The sequence below is a fragment of the Mesomycoplasma ovipneumoniae ATCC 29419 genome, from assembly GCF_028885435.1.
Taxonomy (GTDB): domain Bacteria; phylum Bacillota_I; class Bacilli_A; order Mycoplasmatales; family Metamycoplasmataceae; genus Mesomycoplasma; species Mesomycoplasma ovipneumoniae.
On sequence record NZ_CP118522.1, the window covers coordinates 524,582 to 545,338 of the forward strand.

A 20,757-nucleotide genomic window follows, 5' to 3' on the forward strand; every position below is an offset into this window, starting at 1 on the left:
ACAGTTTAAAAAATCCTAAGGAAATTACATAAAAAAATGCAAAAATTTGGAACCCATACCCGTGAAACCCAAAATTCAACTGGTACAAATCAAAATTTAAGCTACGAGCGTTTACTAGCAAATTTAATTACAATTGAACGTGCAGATTCAGCACTTTTTACAAGAATCGACAACGAAAATTATATTGATTTATTTTCTGCGCTAAAAACTAGCGATCTTAGAAAATTAATCTCTTCACCAATTTCTTCTGTGTCACTGACAACAAGTGAATTTGATGATTTTATTGAAAAAATAGAATCAATAAATGACAAAGATGAATTAATTGAATACTTGAAAAATTCAGACTACAAACTAAACCCGCTTGCCCAAAGAGCGCTTAATTCTGATTTTCAGTCAGCAAAAAAAGACATATTAAATAAAATATCATATAAAAAACAAACAAGTCTAGCAAAATGAAAGCGTTTGATCAAAAAAGCTTATGATATTCTTAGAGATCGAAATGTTTGGCCTTTGCACATTGGATTTTGCTATATTTCTTTGTCAATTGAAGACCGAAGTTTTTTTGGACCTTTATTTGTTAAAGAATGTGAAGTTACAATTGTAAATTCAGTGCCAAGACTTAATGCTGATGGGCATATAAAATTAAATAATAAACTTCTTGCATTTTTAAAGAAACTTGACATTGATTTTAATTTTGACTTTGATTTTTCAGAATTTTCAATTGAAGAAGTAATTGAAAATGTTAAAAAATTTTACAATGATAAGTTTGAAATTCCTAACATTGAAGGAAAAATTGCAAAAGATGTTTCAACTCCAGAAGATACAATAAATTTTCACCCCGGAGTTGTTTTAGGATTTTTCAACATTGGTGGATCACATCAACGTCAAATCATGGAAAAAATGATCAAAACTGGTGAAATTCACAACTTAATTGAAGTTGATATTAACAAAACCACATACAGAAACAATGTTGAAAAATCAATTTTTTCACCGAAATTTACAGGATTTTTTAAAATTCAGCCAACTAACTTTACCCAAGATTGCGCCCATATTTCGGCAATTTTACAAAACACAATTATCTGAGGGCCTCCTGGAACTGGAAAATCCCAGACAATTGCAAACATTATTTCAAATGTTATTGCCCTAAATCGAACCGCACTTGTTAGCTCGCAGAAAAAAATTGCCCTTGTTGTTTTAAGAAAAAGACTAAAAATGATGTCATTTTTCTGTCTTTTTGTCATTAATGAAAAGTTGGAAAATTATAAAGATTTTTACAAGCCAATTGAAGAGTATATTGAAAATATTGAAAATTTCAATATGGAATCAAAACTTAAAGAAATTAAAGTTTTTTCCGATGATGATCGCCAATATTTAGAACTTTTAGAAAAAATTTTTCCTAAAATTGAAACTTTAACAAATACACTTGATGCTTATAAAACAATCGAAAAAGCTAACAATTTTTTCAAACTAAGTATTGCTGAAACTCTTTTTAAACTAAATAAATCGATTAATATCAATCCAAAAAGATCACCACAGTCAAGAAATAATCTAAAATTACATATTATTGAGTCTAAACTCAAACGTAAATTGAAATTTTATGAAAAAGCAATGCATATAGCTTCCAATGAACTTCGCCAAGACGTTGACTTAATTCTTGAAAACCTAGCTAATTATGATGACAATTTGGAAAACATCTATAACAAAATTTCAAAATTAGAAATTTCTAATTTTGAAAATCTCGAAAAGTTTCTCAATTTTGTTAAAAAACCAAAAGTTGAAGTTCTTGATGATAAGGCTTTATTTATTTACCATGCAAAAAAAGTCTTTGAAGTCTTGGCAAAATTAAATAATGACCCTGAATTTCAACAGCTCTATACTCGCTTCAGACTTAGCGTTAAACAAAAAAAGAAAATGTCTCCTTACAAGTTTTTACTAAAACATGCCGAAATTATTAAGATTTTGTTCCCAGTTATTATTACAACTCCTGACATTGAACTTGTAATGTTTGAAAAACGTTATTTTGATTACATTATTATTGATGAAGCTTCACAAATGTTTTTAGAAGAAGCACTCCCACTTTTATTTTACGGAAAAATTAAAGTTCTTGTTGGTGACCACCAACAAATGCAACCAATTCGTTGGTTTGCTTCAAAAATGAATGATGAATCAGAAGATGATGCCTTTGCAAATATTGAATCAATTCTCGAATATGCCCATTCCAAAGGTGTTTTTAACATTATGTTAGACAAAAATTATCGTTCACATCATGCCTCCTTAATGTCATTTAACTCCCGTCATTTTTATGATTCAGAGCTTAAAATTGCCAATAATCATAATTTTGAAGGTAATGATGTAATTGAAGTTCATAATGTTAATGGTCAGTGAGACGGTCAGCAAAATATTGTTGAGGCAAAAGCGGTTGTTGATATTGCCCAAAAAAATATCAACAAGTTTTCAACAATGATAATTTTGGCTTTTAACAAAAATCAGCAAAATGCAATTGAAAAAATAATTTTTGAATCCTATCCAGAAATTGAAAAATTAATCTATACTGATAAAATTATTGTAAATAGTCTTGAAAACATTCAAGGAGATGAGGCTGATTTAGTAATTGTCTCAGTTGCCTACGATCAAAGTGCAAAATTTGGTTCAACTTATATAGCACGAAAAGGTGGAAAAAACGCCCTAAATGTTGCAACCTCTCGTGCGCGTCAAAAAATGATAATTTGCAAGTCAATAAATGCTGATGAAATTCAAAATACTTCTAACTCTGACGATCTAGAAATTTTTAAATCATGAATTAATTTCTTGGATCTTGATGTTCAATCACAAATTAATTATTCACGTAAAAATAAAGTACAACTTTCACTTTCAGAGTTAAAAAATGTTGCAAAATCAAGCTTTTTTGCTGATTTTCAGCAAGAATTTGCCGAAGAATTTTTAGGACTTTTCCCAAGTTTAGAGCTAAAAACCAACTATGTTGTCGGAACCGAGCAAATTGATGTTGCTATTTTTGATCAAGGCAAATTTTTACTTGGAATTTATTTAGACTCACTTGAATATCGCAAACCTAAAGAGTATATTGAATATTTTGATGCAATCAAATTCATTCAACAAAAAAAATATCCAATTATTATAATTAATTTTGTTGAATGAAAACTCAATAGAAATAAAGTAACCGAAAAACTCAAAAAAGAAATTATCAATTTGAAGGAAGATGATCTTGTTTAAACCGGAGTTATATCAGGTTGATGATTTAGTAATTGGCTGTGATGAGGTTGGTGTTGGCGAGTATTTTACAAATTTAACTGTTTGCTGCGCTGTTTTTTGCCAGTCAGAAATTGAAGGACAACTTATTGAAAAAATTGTTGACTCAAAACTTTTAAATGAAAAGAAGATTAGTGAACTTTTTGAAATTTTGGACCAAAAAATTACTTATAAATTTATCTCTTTAGAGATGAAAGACTATAATGATCTAATCCAAAAAGGACTAAACTCGCATGAAATCAAAGCTTTTTTATATTTTAAAGTGCTTAGAGATCTAGTTTTAATTTTTAAAGATGTTCCAATTGATAAAATTTTCATTGATGGTTTTGTCTCGGCGCAAAAATTTAGTCAATATTTTGCTAAAATAAGTAAATTTTTCAACATTGAGCCATGAAATTTTGAAAAATATCCTTTAATTTTGGAGAAAAAAGCCGACACAAAAATTAAACAAGTTGGAGCTGCTTCAATAATTGCAAAACATGTCTTAAGTCAAAAATTCAACAAACGGCAAGAAAAATGAAAAGCAATTTTTCCGGCTGGTTCAAATCAAATTGAAAAAATTGTTAATTTTTGCCTTGGGCAAATTCAGAAACACGGGACAATTTTCCTTGAAGAAAATGTAAAATTACATTTTAGCATTACTGATAAAGTCTATACGAAACTAAAGGAAAAAAATGGAAAAAATAGCTAAATTATTTCAAGAAAATTCAGAACAAATTATCTCAAATGTCGGTACAGCTGGCGGAGTTGGTCTTGGTGGCTGAATTGGCATAACTATTGGTGTTGGAATTATTTTATTTATTATTGGCGGAGTGATTGCCTTAATAGTCTCAAAAAAAATGTTTGAAAAACAAATCCGCGAAAATCCACCAATAACTGAAGGCATGATTCGCGCAATGTACATGCAAATGGGTCGAAAACCATCTGAGGCACAAATTAGAGCGGTTATGCGATCAGTAAAAAACGCTAAAAAGTAGGAAATAATGAAAAAGAAAGTTATTTTAATTATTATTGACGGCCTTGGATTGCGACCTGAAAGTCAAGGAAATGGTTTTGCACTTGCAAAAACACCGGTTTTTGATCACCTTTTTGACAATTATCCAAATAGTTTGATCGCCGCATCAGGTCAAGAAGTTGGACTCCCTGAAGGACAAATGGGAAATTCAGAAGTTGGCCATTTAAATATCGGAGCCGGATTTATTGTCTATACCGGAATTTCAATTATAAATAATGCTTTAAAAACCGGCGAGTTTTTCAAAAATGAAAAATTTATTAAGGTTTTTGAGCATAGTATCAAAACTGATACACCTGTGCAAATTATGGGACTTTTTTCGCCAGGAGGTGTTCACTCACATCAAGATCACCTTTTTGCCCTAATTGATTTTGCCGCCGAATTTGGTGTTAAAAAACTTAATTTACACCTTTTTGGTGACGGACGAGATGTTGCACCTGAATCAATTAAGCCAAATCTTAATTTATTAATAAAGAAATTGAAAAATTTTGAAAATTATAAAATTGCTTCAATTTCCGGTCGTTTTTATTCAATGGACCGTGATAAAATGTTTGACCGTGTTGAATTAGGATATAATTCTATTCGCGGAAAAGCCGAAAATACCTTCACAAATCCAATTGATTATGTCGATTCTCAATACGAAAAAGGAATTAGTGACGAATTTTTACAACCGGCAATAAATTTGCAAGTTAATAAAAATGATTTTCTTAATGACAATCATGGTGTTATTTTTTTCAATTTTCGTCCTGATCGTGCAAGACAACTTTCGCATTTAATTTTGCAAACAGATTTATATACTTTTAAACCAAAATATCCTGTAAAAATCGACACTTTTGTGTCAATGATGAAATATGAAGGGATAAATTGCGATATTGCTTTTGAGGAAATGAAAGTCAAAAATCCACTTGGAAAAGTAGCTGATGAGGCAGGATTAAAACAACTTCGACTCGCTGAAACGCAAAAATATGCCCATGTAACTTTCTTTGTTGACGGTGGCGTAGAACTTGAATTAAAAAATTCTGACCGAATTCTTGTTGATTCATTAAAAGTTGAGTCTTATGCTGATTATCCGCAAATGTCGGCCGTCGAAATTACTGATAAATTAATCCAAGTTGGGCAAAATTATGACCTTATTATCGTCAATTTTGCAAATCCAGATATGGTCGGACATACAGGAAACTTAAAAGCAACTATAAAAGCGGTTGAAATTTTAGATTCACAGATTGGTCGAATTCACAGCTGAGCAAAAGAAAATAATTTTCATTTTTTCATTACAGCCGACCATGGTAATGCCGAACTTACTGAGGATGAAAATAATAAACCCTCAACAAAACATACCGTATTTCCCGTTATGTTAATTTCAAGTGATAAAAGTTTGAAATTAAAAAATGGAAGATTGGCAAATATTGCCCCAACAGTTCTTGATTATTTAAATATCAAAAAACATCCTGACATGGATCATGAATCCTTAATAATTAAGCAAAACTAAACTTTTACAGACTAATTTTTCTTCTTTAAAACCAAAATCATTTTCCTTTTGATTTTGGTTTTTTTAAAAAGTTAATTGCCTATTTTAAAACCTGACAAAATCAATTTACGGATAAAATAAAAAAACCATAAAAAAATGCAACTACTATTTAAACTCAATGCAAATAGAAAACTCGTTTTTATTTGCAGCGAGGCTAAAAAAACATATGAAGTTTTGAAAGAACAATAACCAAAAGCCCTAAATTTATAGATTTCTAAACGGGTAAATTTAAGGCATTCCATCATATTTAAAAATATAATGGATAATTCGTATTTGCTGATTTTTTTATGACAAAAAACATAATTAATCCCCGTTAATTCTAATTTCTAAATTTATTAACTATTCTTAAGTGAGGTTAATTATAACATAATTTTATTTTTGACCAAGCATTTTTTTTTTTTTTTACAAAAGGTTAATTTAAAACTATAAAATTAAGATTTTAGCCTCAAAAAACCTGGATTTACGGGTATTTTTGTGTGTTTGCCCCACTAAAAAGTGAATTTTTACCATCTAACTGTCAAACTAAGGTGCTTTTTTTTAAAAAATTAAAATTTATAATTTTTTGTAAATTTTTAATATTTTTGTCAGATTCCTAGAAAATATTAAGAAAAATGGTATAATTTGTAATATTAAAATATTAAACAAAATAAGAGGTGTAAATGGCACGCAAGCTAACAAAATTAAGAAATTTATTTATCCTTTCGACCCCTATTGTTTTTTTAGTAGCAACAAGTTGTGGCGTTAGCCAAACAAACGAGGGGGAAAAAGAAGGTCAAAAACTCCAACAGATGAGCGAAAAAATCGCTGACAAATTAGGGTCAAGTCTAAGCTTTGACGTAAATGGTAATCATGTTTTTACTATTAAAAATGACAAATTCAAAGGTGCAACAGAAGTAGTGGCCCATTTTGAAGGTAAAAGCGATGATCCAGCTATTACTCTACCAATGACTGCCGAAGTTAATGCAAACATAAACAATTCAACTGCAATTTTTAACACAGCCGGAAAATTCCTATACGACTATAAGTGATCACTCAAAAAAATTAAAGTTGGATCTGAAGAAATTTCGCAAGATCAATTCCCTGATGATTTAAAAGGTGACCTTTGGTTTGAGAAAAAAATTGCGATAGTTAAACAAGATACTGCGCTTTGAATTGATCCTCAAATCCAACTTTTAAAAAATTGAATAAACACTAATGCAAATGTCGAGTTAAAAGCTGAATTTATTAAAAATGACAGCACAAAAGCGAGAAAAGTTGTAGATACCACTTTCAATAGTTCGTTAAATAAATTTCGAGCTGACTTACAAGACGGTTATAAATTTAATAGAATTTTAATTCAATCTAAAAATAACTCGTTTGCAACAATTAGTTTACCATATAAACCTTTGGAGCAAAAAGAAAACACACCGCAACAGATGAGCGCAAAAATCGCTGACAAATTAGGGTCAAGTCTAAGCTTTGACGTAAATGGTAATCATGTTTTTACTATTAAAAATGACAAATTCAAAGGTGCAACAGAAGTAGTGGCCCATTTTGAAGGCAAAAGTGATGATCCAGCTATTACTCTGCCAATGACTGCCGAAGTTAATGCAAACATAAACAATTCAACCGCAACCTTTAACACAGCCGGAAAATGACAATACGACTATAAGTGATCGCTCAAAAAAATTAAAGTTGTTAAAAATGGTAGCTCTGAAGAAATTTCGCAAGATCAATTCCCTGATGATTTAAAAGGTGACATTTGGTTTGAGAAAAAAATTGCGATAGTTAAACAAGATGCTGCGCTTTGAATTGATCCTCAAATCCAACTTTTAAAAAATTGAATAAACACTGATGCAAATGTCGAGTTAAAAGCTGAATTTATTAAAACTGACAACACAACAATGAAAAAAGTTGTAGATACCACTTTCAATAGTTCGTTAAATAAATTTAGAGCTGACTTACAAGACGGTTATAAATTTAATAGAATTTTAATTCAATCTAAAAATAACTCCTTTGCAACAATTAGTTTACCTTATAAACCTTTTTAAGATAATATCTAAAATAATAAAAAAAAGCAATTTCTCGAATGAAATTGCTTTTTTTGTCTTAAAAATAACGAAGATTAAATTAAGATATTAAATTAATTCAAAGTGTTTTAATTGTGATTCTAATACATCAGCAGGAACATAACCTTCAAGACGATGTACAAGTTTGTGATCTTTATAAAATAATGTTGTTGGAGTTCCATGGATTTGGTTATCACGCGCAAATAAAATATTTTCACGCACGTTAACTCTAATTATAACTAGACCATTTACTCCGTATTTATCGTTCATTTGATCGATTGAAGGTTCATAAAGAACACAGGCTCCGCATCCAGGTTGGTGAAATACGAGAATTGCAGCTTTGCTTGTTAAAATTTTTTGATTAATGTCATCGGTTGAGTGAATATCAAAGATTGGCATAATACCTCCTTTTTTATATAAATGATACCACATTTTCGCTTTTTTGCAATATATAAATAGAAAAAATTAATAGGATTTTGCAAATAAGACAAATTTAGTAGTTTTTTTACCACTAAATATTGAATTAGCGCTTTGAGGTATATTAAATATTGCATTTTTTGGCAAAATACAACGGGCTGTTGCGGTAGTTTCGTCTTGAATTTGCTTCTCTTTTGCCGAAGTTTCACTAAAAGGGGCGATAACAAATTTCCCTTTTTGTATTTCAGTTTGAAGATCTTGATATGAAGTTACAAAAACTGTATTTTCAATTATGCGAGTTTTAGCTTTTTCAAACAAGTTTTTTTGAATTTCATCAAGAATTTTAGGGCATTTGTCTTTTAATTGATCAAGGCTAAAATAAATTTTTTGGCGGTTATCACGGCGAACAAGGCAAATTTGATTTTTCTTTACATCATTTGGCCCAATTTCAATTCGAATTGGTGAGCCAGAAACTTCAGATTTATTTATTTTAAATCCAATTTGCTCGTCTGATTCATCTATTTGATAGCTAATTTTTCTTTGTTTAAGAATTCTAGCTACTTTTTTTGAAAAGTCTTTTACTTCTGGATGTTTTTTTGCAAAAAATTCAAGAATATCAACCTTATATGGGGCAATTTTTGGCGGCAAAACTAAACCATTATCATCACTGTGAACCATTACAAGAGCGCCAATTAGACGGGTTGAAATCCCTCAAGATGTTTGATATGGTGTTTCAAATTCGTTTTTGTTGTTTTTAAACTGAATTCCAAAATTTTTAGCAAAATTTTGGCCTAAAAAATGCGATGTTGCTGTTTGAAGCGCGCGGAAATTTTGCATCATTGATTCAATAGTGTAAGTTGTAACAGCGCCGGCAAACTTTTCACGATTAGTTTTTTTACCAAATATTGTTGGTATAGCAAGATAATTTTCTAAAAAGAATTTATAATATTTAGCTATTTTTTTAGTAAAATTTTGAGCCTCTAATTTATCTGAATGAATTGTGTGTCCTTCTTGCCAAAGAAATTCAGTATTTCGTAAAAATGGATTAGTAGTTTTTTCTCATCTCAAAACTTGAGTTCACTGATTTAATTTTAACGGTAAAATGTTATTTGCAGCAATTTCATTTTTAAAATAATCAGCAAAAAGGAGCTCACTAGTTGGTCTTATATAAATATTTTCGGCTAGTTTTTTTTGGCCTACATGAGTTATTGTTAATAATTCAGGTGCAAAACCTTTAATATGTTGTTTTTCTTTTTCTATAAAATTTTCAGGTATAAGAAGCGGAAAATAAACATTTTTTACACCTTGGGAAGCAAAAAATGCATCAACTATTTTGGTTATATTAGTTCAAATTGCATATCCAAAAGGTTTGAAGTAAAGCGTTCCTTTGATTGGACCGTAACTCATTAAATTCGCCTGAGTTATAACGTCAACATATCATTTTGCAAAATCTTCGCTACTTGGCGTTATCTTTTCAGGTCGTTTCATAAAATAAATAATTAAAAAAATTGGTGAATTAACATCTGGCTGCCCCAGTTAGATTCGAACTAACGAATGACGGTACCAAAAACCGTTGCCTTACCACTTGGCTATGGGGCAAAATGGTGGGGGGTGAGGGATTCGAACCCCCGAATCCGAAGAAAGTGGGTTACAGCCACCCGCATTTGGCCGCTCTGCAAACCCCCCGATCCGTTGCAGCTTTTTAATTATAACATATTTTTTTTGATTTGATAATTTTTTTTTATTTTTTTTTTTTTTTTCGGACTAGCGATACTTGGCCACATCTTCAGTTACTATTTGGAGGACATCATTTACTAGTTTTTCTTGTTCTTCAATTGGAAGATTTGGGTCTAATTTAATTTGCTTGTAAGCAAAAATAAAGGATGGATGTAAAAAATTACCTAATGGACGTCCAATTTTGTACAGTTCAATCCATCTATCTTTTAATTTTTTAGCAAGCTTTTCATCATCATGTCTTATTTTATATTCATTTGCTAATTTTTGATAAGATAAAATTTTAAAAATAGCAAAGGTAAATCAAAAGTTTTTAACAAATTCAGATCACTTAATAACAATAAAAAATCCAAGGCCAAAAAAATAACTTAGTGCTGGAAACCAAAAAATATAATATAAAATTTGACTATAAGGATTTAATTGGGCTAAATTTTGACTAATTATTTCAGAATTAACATTTAAAACTATCAATTTATGACTAAAAATCGGGCTAAGTAAAAATATTAATCTTACAATATAATTTAACAGTAAAAAACTTGAATCGGCAATATAATAAAAAAGTAATTTCCTTGGTTTGTTGCGGTTTTTTAAATTATTAAAATAAACTAAAGTTTGAATAATTACTAAAAATAGAACAAATGAGCCAACAAATGCTAAATACTGCCAGAATTGAAAATTATTAATTCCGGCAAAAAATAATCAAAAAATAAGCATCAACATCGAAACTAGCAAGGTTGAAATTGAATAATAAATTGACTTTGCAGTAAAAGAGATATTATTTCAAAGTTTTTCAACAGGATTTATTTTAGTTTTAGTTCTTTTTTCATGCTTTTGAAAAATATCTGAATTAAGTTGGTAAAAACTTGAAGTTCAAGCTGAGTGCTTTTCGCGATATTGCATTTTTTTATTTAAATCACTAATTTCAGCAACAGCTCTTGAGTCTGAAAGAAAGTAAAAAAACTGATTTTCATCATCATGCAAAAGTCATGAAAAATTAATTTGGTTAGATTTTTTTGGTTTTGTAACTTTTTGAAGGAAATTTTTTGACTCTTTTGTTTGCTCTTGAGTTGTTTGTGAATTTTGCTGTGATTTTAGATAATTAGGCTGATAAGTAACGTATTTTTCTTGTTGATGATCATATTGAGGGCTATTTTGGGCCTGAATTTCAATATCTTTTTGGTCAACAACTTTTTGAGTGTCATCACCTTGAAATGGATTAGCGGTGTTAGTTTTTAAATCTTGACTGTGATTTGGTTTTTGAAAATTACTATAATGTTGATATTTGCGATCACGGGAAGCAAAATGCGAATTATGAGATTTATTAGCGCCATAATTTTTTGAATTATAAAAATTAGACTGATTTTGGTCGTTTATTTTTTGATTATTTTTTTCTTGGTCATGATTTTGATTCATTAAATTCTCCTGAGTAACTATTTAACCTATTTATTTTACAATTTAATTTAAATCTAAAAAGTTAATTTAATATTAGCACCTTTTTCAATTTCTTCATTAAATTTTACCAATTTATAACTAATATTAATTATTTTTTTCTTTTTAATTAAATAAGGTAAAAAAACGCATGTTTTTAATGATTCGGCATTTTTATTCTTATAAGAACTTATATTAATAAATTTAAAAATTTTACAATACAAAATTCAGACATCAAAAACACACTAATTATATAATATATAATAAGCAAAACAGTTAAGCTAAATTTTGCTTGTTTTGAGTCAATAAAATTGCATTTTTTGACAAATCTATAATTTAATTTAAAATTTTAAAAATAAATCATTATTTTAAAATTTTTTTCAAAATGCTGGTTTATTTTAGGAATTAATTTTAATAACTGAAATAATTTTTAATATTTGCATAAAAATACCCTTTTTAGTCCAAAAAAATGAGCTTTTAATCATAAAAGTTGTATATTTTTTAAATTTTTTGTTGATTTTAATAAAAATCACTCCCACTTCACTCCACTAATAAAATGCAAAAAATTTAAAAAACACCACCTAAAATCAGTCATTTTTTTTCAAACAAAAAATGATAAATAAAAAAAATTAATTTTTTTTTGTTTGAAATGGGATTTAGTGTATAATTGTGGTTGACAGTGGAGATAAAAAATGTTTGGAACTGTTTTCAGAATATTAGATGAAAAAAATAGAATTGTGCTACCTCCTGCTTTTCGTGATGAACTTGATGGTGACTTCTATATTTCAGCTAATTTGGACAAAATTCTTGAGATCAGAAGCCAAGCGGAATTTGATATTATTGCCCAAAAAATTGGAAAAGCAAACTCATTAGATCCACGACTTCGTGATTTTGCAAGATATTTTTTTGGAAATACCGTCAAAGTTTCTGTCGATAAGCAAGGTAGGTTTTTGATTCCCAAAAATTTACTTGACTTGGCCGCTGTCAAAAAAAGAATCTATTTATTAGGGGTTAATAACAAAATTGAAATTTGGCCTGAAGAAAGATACGATCAATTTTTTGCAAAGTTTTCTGACAGCAATGTCACCGCTGATTTAGAAAAAGAATTGCTAAAATCGGGAGTAGAATTATAAAATGCACATTCCAGTTTTGTTAGAAGAAGTTATCTTAGCTCTTGAAATTAATCCCGAAGGATTTTATGTTGATTTAACTTTAGGACGTGGCGGACATTCCAAGGCGATTCTTGAAAAATTAACAACGGGGAAACTGATTGTTTTTGATAAAGATATCCAAGCCATAGACGAAACTAAATCTAAATTAACTGCAATTAGTCAAAATGTTAATTTTATTTGTTCAGATTTTGCAAATTTTGATTATCACTTAGAAAAATTAGGAATTGATTATATACACGGGTTTATTGTTGATTTAGGTGTCTCATCACCTCAAATTGATAATCCTGAGCGTGGCTTTTCTTACTCTAAAGATGGCAATTTAGATATGAGAATGGACACAAGTCAATCTCTTGATGCTTCTTGAGTTTTAAATCAATATTCTGAAGAAAAACTAGTTCAGATTTTTTACAAATACGGACAAGTAAAATTTGCACGGCAAATTGCAAAAGCAATCATTGAAAATAGACCTTTGAAAACCACTTTTGATCTTACTAAGATTGTCAAAAAAGTTATTCCAGCACTGGCGTTATCTAAAAAAAACTTTGTAAAAAATGTTTTCCAGGCTGTGCGAATTGAAGTAAATAACGAACTTGAATCTCTGCAAATGTTGTTAAAAAAGTTACCCAAATTCTTAAAGCACGGTTCAAAAGTTTTAATTATTAGCTTCCATTCGCTAGAGGATCGATTAGTAAAAGATGCATTTTTAAATTTAGTTAGCAAATCTAAGCAAGATTTTTTTAAAAAAGGCGATCCAGAATTCTCAACGAAAGTTTTTCGACCATCACCAGAAGAAGTTTTGCTAAATCCAAGAGCAAAATCAGCTAAATTACGAGTTTTAATTAAAAATTCATAGAAAAGATAAATTGAAAAATAGGTAAAAATACTATGGAAAGATGTAGTAAAATTATGCTAATGGGATTAGGTGATTTTGGATCTAAAATTGTTCAAAACATCAATTTAGATCAAGCTAACTTTCCAAAATTTTTTATAAATTCACGCGATGAATATTCTAATTTCAATTTTAGCGACCAAAATTCACTAATTCTTAGTCAATCAAATTTTGGATATGACTGGAAAAAAGCAAACCAAGCAGTAAAAGATAAAAGTTTAGAAATTCAATCAATTCTTGCTGGGGTCAAAATTCTCTTTTTGATTGTCGGATTAGGCGGATCAACTGGATCAGGAGCAATTTTAGAAGTAGCTGAAATTGCTCAAAAAATGAATATAATTATAATAGTTTTAGCAACAAATCCTTCTGAAAATGAGTCAAAATTTAGACGAGAAACAAGTTTTGACGTGCTTCAAAATCTAAAAAAAATTGTTGATTCATTGATTTTAATTTCACCAGAGGAAATAAGTTTAACTTTTCCGAGTCTTATGGTTGAAAATGTTCTTCAATTAATAGTCCTTACTATTCAAAAGAAAATTTCAATTCTAACAAAAGCTATTTGTCAACAAAATGCATTAATTCACGTTAACAGTTCTATAATCGAGTCAATTTTATCCAATAATAACTTTGTTTTTGTCGGATATGCAAGCGAAACTGGTCCAAATAGGGCAATAGTTGCAACTGAAAATGCCTTTAAAAACCATTTTGTCGAATTTGATCTCTCATCTTCCGAGGAAATGTTAATTACAATTAGTGCTAATAATTCAATTTTACAAACCGAAATTAACGATGTTCTTAACACAATTAGAAAAAATTTCAAACCAGACTTAAAATTTTCTTATGGCGTGTATACAAACACAAAATTAGATAAAGAAATTGAAATTGGTATAATTGCAAGTCAAAAAAAGCATAGTTATGAAAGCAAAAAAGCAGCAAAATTAAATCTTGCCTTCGATAACAAATTTAGTATTTTCTAAGCAAATTGATTTTGATTTAAACTTTTAGTAAATGCTTATAAAACACCTTTAAAAATTATAAAATTTAGTACGCAAACAAAATTTTATAACAAAAAGGTGTTTTTGTATTATTTTTTTTAAAAAATTTTTTTTATGGCCAAATCGACGGAAATATAGTATAATAATATTGTAGTTTTACTATTATTTTATCAACTAAATTATTATGTCAAAAATCAATAAATATATATCTGACTATTTTCTTGATAGTCAAAAAATACTTGCAAAATTTAATCCGAAAAATATTGTTATTTTACAGTTTTTCCAACGTAAAGATTTTGCCGTTATTGGCGGAATGGATGAAGTTTTAAAATTTTTAGTAGATAATACTGACTATAAAAAATATAAAATTCGTTATTTAAAAGATGGAAGCCGTGTAAAAAAACGTGAAATAGTTCTTGAATTAGAGGGTCCTTTGCATCTTTTTGGTCATGTTGAAGGAATTATTGACGGAATTTTAGCTCGCTCAACTTCGATAGCAACAAATGCTTATTTATGCAAAAAAGCAGCAAATGATAAAGAAATAATCTTTATGGCCGATCGTTCTGATCACTATTTGATGCACCAAATTGACGGAAAAGCAGCAAAAATAGGCGGTATTTCAATATTTAGCAATTTAGCTCAGTCAGGAAAAAGTGCTACTAAAAATTTTGGTTCAATGCCTCACTCTTTAATTCAAAATTTTGACGGCGATCTTATTAAAACTTCGCAGGCTTACCGTAAAATTTTCCCAGACCAACCACTTGTAGCTCTTGTAGATTTTAACAACAATGTAATTGAAGAATCCTTAGCTGTTTTGGCTGAATTTGGTCAAGATTTAGCTGGAGTCAGAGTTGATACTTCTTCAAATATTGCTGATCAAATGTTCGAAGATCCTAAAAAAGACGATTTTGGAATTAATGCAAAATTAATAAAAAAACTACGTGAAGAGCTAGATAAAAACAACGGTCAACACGTAAAAATTATCGCCTCATCAGGTCTAAACCCTATGAAAATTAGAGAATTAGAAGAACAAAACGCCCCTGTTGACTTATACGGCGTTGGTGAGTATATGCTTCAAATTCGAAATCATTTTAGTGCTGATGCAACCGTGTTAAATGGCAAAAAGCTAGCTAAATTCGGTCGTTTTTATCGTAAAAATTCAAAATTAATAACTTTTGAATATGAAAAATAATCTTGAATTGAATAATTTGGGTTATAATGATGACCTCAAAATTTGACAAGACAAGACAAGCTTTAATTATTCAGTTGATACTATTTTGCTAGGAAATTTCATCACCTTAACTAAAAAAGTAAAACTAGCACTTGAAATAGGAACAAATAACGGTGCACTAGCAATTTTTGTTGCTCATCGAAAAAAAGACTTAATTATTGATGCAATCGAAATTAATGAAAAAGCCATTAATTTAGCTAAAAAAAACGTTGAAATCAATAAAAAAGAAAGTCAAATTAATCTAATTTGTGCTGATTTTAATCAGTTTTGAGTTGAACATAATAAAAAACAGTCACGAAAATACGACTTAATTTTTGCTAATCCTCCTTATTTTAAAGTCGGAACCAAAAAAATCCGCAATGTTAGCCCTGAATTTAAAAATGCAATCTATGAATTTAGCCTTAATTTATCGCAATTAATTCTCGGCGCAGGCAAAATTATTCAAGACAAAGGAAGACTGTCATTGGTTTTACCAATCGAGAGATTTATTGATGTGATAGAATTTTTGCGTCAGGGTCGATTTGAGCCAAAGCGTGTTCAATTTGTAATGGCAAGAGTGGGGTCTAGTCCCAAATTTGTTCTGATTGAATCAGATTTTAATGCGCAATGGGGAACTCAATTCCTACATAATCTATATTTACACCCTAATAATAAAAATGAACATGTTTATCGCAAAGAAATTCAGAAACTTTATGTAGCCCGAAAGGTTAAAAATGGCTAAAAAATTTTACATCACAACTCCTATTTATTATGCTAGCGGAAATCTCCATATTGGTCATCTTTATAGTTCAACTTTGGCATGAGTGCTCAGAAATTTTAAAAAAATGCAAGGTTTTGACGCACTAATGCTAACAGGATCTGACGAACACGGTCACAAAATAAGTCGTCTAGCAGCCCAGTCAGGTTTAGATCCCCAAAGTTTTGTTGATAAAAACGTTGAAAAATTTAAAATTTTATGGCAAAAATTTGGCATTGATTATGACTATTTTTTAAGAACAACTAGTCAAGGTCACAAAAATTTTGTTAAAAAAATTTTTTACAAAATGTACGAAAATAACGACATTTTTCAAGGTCAATATCAAGGACTTTATTCTGTAAGTGACGAAGAATTTTTATCTCAAGTTCAATGTATCGAAAAAAACAACGAATTTTTTCACCCAGTCAGCGGTGCAAAAATGGAATTAGTCGAAGAAAATTCTTATTTTTTTGCCATCAGTAAATTCCAAAAATGGCTAGAAAATTATTTAGATGCTAATCCTAATTTTATTTCTGACAAAAAAATCGCAAACGAGCTAAGACAAAATTTTTTCCAAAAAGGTCTAGAGGACTTATCCGTTAGCCGAAAAAATTTAAAGTGAGGAATAAATCTTGAAAAATTTCAAGACCAAACTATCTATGTTTGACTTGATGCTCTTTTTAGTTATTTATCAATTTTTGACGACCAAATTAATATTGACTCACCACAGACTGAAAATTTTTGAAACCAGGCCGAAGAAATTGTTCATGTTGTTGGAAAAGAAATAGCCCGTTTTCACTGTATTTATTGGCCAATTTTTTTAAAATCATTAAATTTCCGATTGCCATCAACAATTTTGACTCACGGCTGACTCATAACTCCTGAAGGAAAAATGTCAAAATCAAAAGGAAATGTAATTAATCCTCTTGAATTACTTGATGAATTTGATGCTGAAATTATTAAATTTTATTTTGTAAGTCAAATAAGTGCCGAAAATGATAGTATTTTTGACAAAAAATTATTAGAAAGTCTATATAATTCATTTTTTGTCAACACATATGGAAATTTAATTAGTCGAACAATTGCGCTTGTTTTGAAATATTTTAATAACGGTTTAAAATTTAAAATTGAAGTTTTAGACTGAACTGATATTAGTTATTATGAAAAAATTTTGGTAATTTTTGACTCATTTTCCGAAAATTTGTCAAATTTTCAGCTTGAAAAAGGCTTTAAACTAATAATTGAGCTAGCAAAAAATTTAAACGGTTATTTTGATATCAAACAATTATGAAATGAAAAAAACTTAGATAAATTAGGCGCAAGTTTACTTTTAGTTTTAAATGGAATTTACACGATTTCAGCATGTCTAAACTCTGTTATGCCTAAAACCGTCGGAAAAATTATTGATTTTTTAGGAATAAAAACCACAAGTTTTGAATTAATTACAAAATTAGACAAATTTGACAATATTATTTTTGAAAAACTGGAAAAACCTTTTTTTCCAAGAAAAAAATCTTAATAACCAAATTTTCAGCGAAAATTATGTTTATCGTTTAAAAATTGAATTAATGGCACTATGTTTATCAAAAAAAGTGAATAAATTGGAAATGAAACTGTTGATTTTAGAATTATTGGTGTTAAATAAAAGAAAAAATAATTTTCAATAAGTCTATCTCTTCCACTTCGATTCAAGAAACGATTATAATATTGCACAAATGCAAACGGATGTCATAATCAACGAAAAACGAGAAAGCAAATACCAAGGACAAAAAGCGTTATTATTGCATTTTTAAATTTTTGAGTCGGTTTTTTTCAATATAAAATTACCAAAAATGTTGTAAATGCTAATAAAATAACACCAAAAATCCCTATTAGTAAAAGCACTAATTTTTTATTAAAAAGTCTTTTTCAATCTTTTGCGACTCTTTGAATTTCAGACTCGCTCATAAAAAAATAAAAAATAAATACCGAAAAAGTTATTAAATAAGTTAAAATTAATAAGAAAATTAATACTTTTTTATTTTTATTTGCAAAATTAAAAGCCAGCGAGGAGAAAATTGCAACTAAAATCGGAACAATTCCATATTCTGGGGTTCAGAAAAAAACGCGACTTGTAAGCAAAAGTTTTCCAAAATCGAACGTAAAAGCAACAATCGCACCTTTGAACCAACTTAAAATTATTCCTATCAAAACGTAAAATGGAAGTTCAAATGCTATGTTAAATCTACGTGGAAGACTAGTTTTAAATATAAAAGCAATAACTAAAAACATCGCCATTAAATATCCTGAAATTACGAGTTCAAAGCTTGTAAATCGAAATATTTTATGGTTGACTCTGAAAAATTCTTTAATATTTGCTTTAAATGTTGTTAAATTCATTGTTTTAATGGTAAATTATAATAAAAATTTAGTATAAAATATTATAATTTAAAAATAAAAAAAGGATGAAAAAAATGATAGAAAAAAACTCGTTTCAAGAACTTTATCCAGAAAGAATAATCAACATTCAAGCCTATAAATATAATGGCTTTTTGTATCGTCAGTGATCAAATGCAAGAGTAATTTCAAATTCACTTACTCATGTTGTTGTTAGTTTAAATGGCAGCATTGTGAAAAAATATGGGACAAAATCATGACGTTTTTCTGAACCGACTATTTTTGTTTTTCCAAAAAAAACAATGCATAATGCAATTATTACTTTTAAACCAGGTCAACATTTTAGTTATCATTACTATATAAATTTAGCTTCAGATTTTATTTTTGAAGAAAATACAATCAAATTTGTTGATTTTGATATCGATATTAAAATTTATAATAAAAAAAGTTTTGATATTGTTGACCGGGAAGAATTCCTTGAAAATAAGGAAATTTTGAACTATCCAGCAAAATTAGAAGGCATACTTTCAAACGAAATTAGTAAAATATTTCTCCTATTTTTGCAAAAAAAATCATTCTTTAGTAACGAGTATCTTCAAGTTTTTATTGATCTGTGTCAACGGCAAAAATGTTGAGTGCGTTAGTTGCAGCATTAAATTCTGCTTCTTTAATAGATTTTCCGTAGCCAATACCGTATTTTTTTTCTTCCCAAATTAGGTCAACGCGAAAAGTTCCATCAGCAAGGCGGGTTGGCAAATAATTGATTTTGCTAAGCGAAGAAAAAGACTGAATTTTTTCCTGAAAAATTGACTTTGGGTCTTTGTACTCTTTTTCGCATGCAAAATTTACACCATTATACAAATATTTTGCCAAAAATTCATTAAGTTTATCAAAGCCTTGATCAAGTAAAATTGCTGCTGAAAATGCTTCAAAAACATCAGCTTTTAACTTGTTATTTTCACGAATTTCTGATGCGCCTTTACCTAAGAATACAAGGTCAATTAGACCTAAATCTTGACAAACTTTAGCTAAATAATTTGTAGAGGTAAGTACCGCACGAAGTTTAGTTGAATTACCTTCATTTTTATAAAAATTATCATAGATTGCCCGAGTTACAGCATAATTAATTACCGAATCTCCCAAAAATTCTAACATTTCATAATGCGGTGTTGAGGGATTTGTAAAGTTGTAACTTTTATGTGTTAATGATTGAATATAAATGTCTATTGAATTTGGTTTAATATCTAATTTTTGCAAAAATTCGTGAATTTTTTTATTAGATTGCATTGTTCTCCTTTTAAAATTACGGACAATTTAATATTTATTTTTTGAAGTTTAGTGTAAAGTGTTGATCTTGAATTATGTGTGGTTGACTTGAATGAAAGTGGCCAAATTCGAGATGTAAAGTAAGTTTTTTATCTTCATCAAAAAATTTTGACATCATTGAAATAAAACTAACCTGTATTTTAGGGATATTTTCAGGGAAAGGTAAATCACTAATAGAGCTAAAATTAAGAATTTTATCTTTTACTAATTGTTTTATAACAAGATAATTAATTTCTTGATCTTTTAGACAATTTTTTGCGCCATTATCACAAGCAAAAGGAAATTCATCAACATTTTTGCTTTTAATTTGCTTAAAAATTTGCTGATATTTTGCCTTAAAGTCTGAATAGGAATAATTTTCATCAACAAGTTCAAGACGATAAGGGTTTTTTTTGGGATTAACTTCATCTTGAAAACCTGGTTTTGAATTAATAGGACTAAATTCTATTTTAGTATCCCCGCAAGAAACTAAAAAACCTAAAGCCACAAAAGTCAAAAAAATGCTTTTTTTCATTAAAATACTTTCTCTTAATAATATATTAATAAAATAAAAATTAACTAAATTGTACCATATTTCGGACTTTGATGTTTTATTTTG

At 28.9% G+C, this 20,757-nt stretch carries 18 protein-coding genes and 2 tRNA genes; 12 read left to right on the forward strand and 8 right to left on the reverse strand.

From position 1 onward, the window contains the following. Window positions 1–36: 36 nt before the first annotated feature. The 5 genes from PWA39_RS01985 (at window position 37) to PWA39_RS02005 (ending at window position 7,837) form a co-directional block, all read left to right on the forward strand. Window positions 37–3,231: a DEAD/DEAH box helicase gene (locus tag PWA39_RS01985; RefSeq protein ID WP_069099398.1), complete on the forward strand. Its 3,195-nt coding sequence runs from the start codon at window positions 37–39 to the stop codon at window positions 3,229–3,231. After that, on the forward strand, window positions 3,218–3,958 hold the full coding sequence (locus PWA39_RS01990) for a ribonuclease HIII (protein WP_069099399.1): 741 nt from the start codon (window positions 3,218–3,220) through the stop codon (window positions 3,956–3,958). Before PWA39_RS01985 ends, PWA39_RS01990 begins: the two co-directional genes overlap by 14 nt. Continuing rightward, window positions 3,942–4,244 carry a YneF family protein gene (locus PWA39_RS01995; RefSeq protein ID WP_080684852.1) on the forward strand — a complete coding sequence of 101 codons (303 nt, stop codon included), beginning with the start codon at window positions 3,942–3,944 and terminating at the stop codon, window positions 4,242–4,244. Before PWA39_RS01990 ends, PWA39_RS01995 begins: the two co-directional genes overlap by 17 nt. A 6-nt stretch (window positions 4,245–4,250) precedes the next feature. Next, window positions 4,251–5,768 carry a 2,3-bisphosphoglycerate-independent phosphoglycerate mutase gene (gene gpmI, locus PWA39_RS02000; protein ID WP_069099400.1) on the forward strand — a complete coding sequence of 506 codons (1,518 nt, stop codon included), beginning with the start codon at window positions 4,251–4,253 and terminating at the stop codon, window positions 5,766–5,768. Between the two features lie 698 nt (window positions 5,769–6,466). Next, the gene (locus PWA39_RS02005) at window positions 6,467–7,837 is read left to right on the forward strand and encodes a hypothetical protein (RefSeq protein ID WP_274827494.1); all 1,371 of its coding nucleotides are present in this window, start codon (window positions 6,467–6,469) and stop codon (window positions 7,835–7,837) included. 87 nt (window positions 7,838–7,924) lie between these two features. Here the strand turns inward: PWA39_RS02005 and PWA39_RS02010 are convergent, their stop codons facing one another. The 5 genes from PWA39_RS02010 to PWA39_RS02030 form a co-directional block, all read right to left on the reverse strand. Further along, window positions 7,925–8,254, reverse strand: coding sequence for a thioredoxin family protein (locus PWA39_RS02010; protein WP_044284236.1), 330 nt, complete (start codon window positions 8,252–8,254; stop codon window positions 7,925–7,927). Window positions 8,255–8,320: 66 nt separating this feature from the next. Next, entirely contained in the window at window positions 8,321–9,760 is a 1,440-nt protein-coding gene (gene proS / locus PWA39_RS02015) for a proline--tRNA ligase (RefSeq protein ID WP_069099401.1), read from the reverse strand. A gap of 36 nt (window positions 9,761–9,796) precedes the next feature. Then, a tRNA-Gln gene (locus PWA39_RS02020) sits at window positions 9,797–9,871 on the reverse strand. A gap of 3 nt (window positions 9,872–9,874) precedes the next feature. Further along, window positions 9,875–9,958, reverse strand: a tRNA-Tyr gene (locus PWA39_RS02025). Window positions 9,959–10,036: 78 nt separating this feature from the next. Further along, on the reverse strand, window positions 10,037–11,419 hold the full coding sequence (locus PWA39_RS02030) for a hypothetical protein (RefSeq protein WP_069099402.1): 1,383 nt from the start codon (window positions 11,417–11,419) through the stop codon (window positions 10,037–10,039). A gap of 707 nt (window positions 11,420–12,126) precedes the next feature. Between PWA39_RS02030 and mraZ the strand changes: the two genes are divergently transcribed. The 6 genes from mraZ (at window position 12,127) to metG (ending at window position 17,976) form a co-directional block, all read left to right on the forward strand. Next, complete coding sequence (gene mraZ / locus PWA39_RS02035; RefSeq protein WP_044286005.1) at window positions 12,127–12,567, forward strand: division/cell wall cluster transcriptional repressor MraZ; 441 nt, start codon at window positions 12,127–12,129, stop codon at window positions 12,565–12,567. A gap of 1 nt (window position 12,568) precedes the next feature. Next, window positions 12,569–13,459, forward strand: a complete 891-nt coding sequence (gene rsmH / locus PWA39_RS02040; protein WP_069099405.1) for a 16S rRNA (cytosine(1402)-N(4))-methyltransferase RsmH — start codon at window positions 12,569–12,571, stop codon at window positions 13,457–13,459. 32 nt (window positions 13,460–13,491) lie between these two features. Beyond that, window positions 13,492–14,472: an FtsZ/tubulin family protein gene (locus PWA39_RS02045; RefSeq protein ID WP_069099406.1), complete on the forward strand. Its 981-nt coding sequence runs from the start codon at window positions 13,492–13,494 to the stop codon at window positions 14,470–14,472. Between the two features lie 202 nt (window positions 14,473–14,674). Beyond that, entirely contained in the window at window positions 14,675–15,682 is a 1,008-nt protein-coding gene (locus PWA39_RS02050) for a nicotinate phosphoribosyltransferase (RefSeq protein ID WP_069099407.1), read from the forward strand. Beyond that, window positions 15,672–16,442, forward strand: coding sequence for a tRNA1(Val) (adenine(37)-N6)-methyltransferase (locus tag PWA39_RS02055; RefSeq protein ID WP_069099408.1), 771 nt, complete (start codon window positions 15,672–15,674; stop codon window positions 16,440–16,442). Before PWA39_RS02050 ends, PWA39_RS02055 begins: the two co-directional genes overlap by 11 nt. Further along, a complete protein-coding gene (metG, locus tag PWA39_RS02060) occupies window positions 16,435–17,976 on the forward strand; it encodes a methionine--tRNA ligase (protein WP_069099409.1) in 1,542 nt (513 codons plus the stop codon). Before PWA39_RS02055 ends, metG begins: the two co-directional genes overlap by 8 nt. Here the strand turns inward: metG and PWA39_RS02065 are convergent. After that, window positions 17,973–18,836, reverse strand: coding sequence for an ECF transporter S component (locus tag PWA39_RS02065; RefSeq protein WP_069099410.1), 864 nt, complete (start codon window positions 18,834–18,836; stop codon window positions 17,973–17,975). The two genes, metG and PWA39_RS02065, sit on opposite strands and share 4 nt — an antisense overlap. Before the next feature lie 74 nt (window positions 18,837–18,910). Between PWA39_RS02065 and PWA39_RS02070 the strand changes: the two genes are divergently transcribed. After that, complete coding sequence (locus PWA39_RS02070; RefSeq protein WP_069099411.1) at window positions 18,911–19,477, forward strand: DUF402 domain-containing protein; 567 nt, start codon at window positions 18,911–18,913, stop codon at window positions 19,475–19,477. On the opposite strand, the gene rnc is transcribed toward PWA39_RS02070, so the two are convergent. Both rnc and PWA39_RS02080 read right to left on the reverse strand, forming a co-directional pair. Then, window positions 19,437–20,120 (reverse strand): ribonuclease III, encoded by a 684-nt coding sequence (gene rnc, locus PWA39_RS02075; protein WP_069099412.1) that lies wholly within the window; start codon window positions 20,118–20,120, stop codon window positions 19,437–19,439. The two genes, PWA39_RS02070 and rnc, sit on opposite strands and share 41 nt — an antisense overlap. A gap of 34 nt (window positions 20,121–20,154) precedes the next feature. Continuing rightward, the gene (locus PWA39_RS02080; RefSeq protein ID WP_081311143.1) at window positions 20,155–20,673 is read right to left on the reverse strand and encodes a hypothetical protein; all 519 of its coding nucleotides are present in this window, start codon (window positions 20,671–20,673) and stop codon (window positions 20,155–20,157) included. Window positions 20,674–20,757 lie beyond the last annotated feature (84 nt).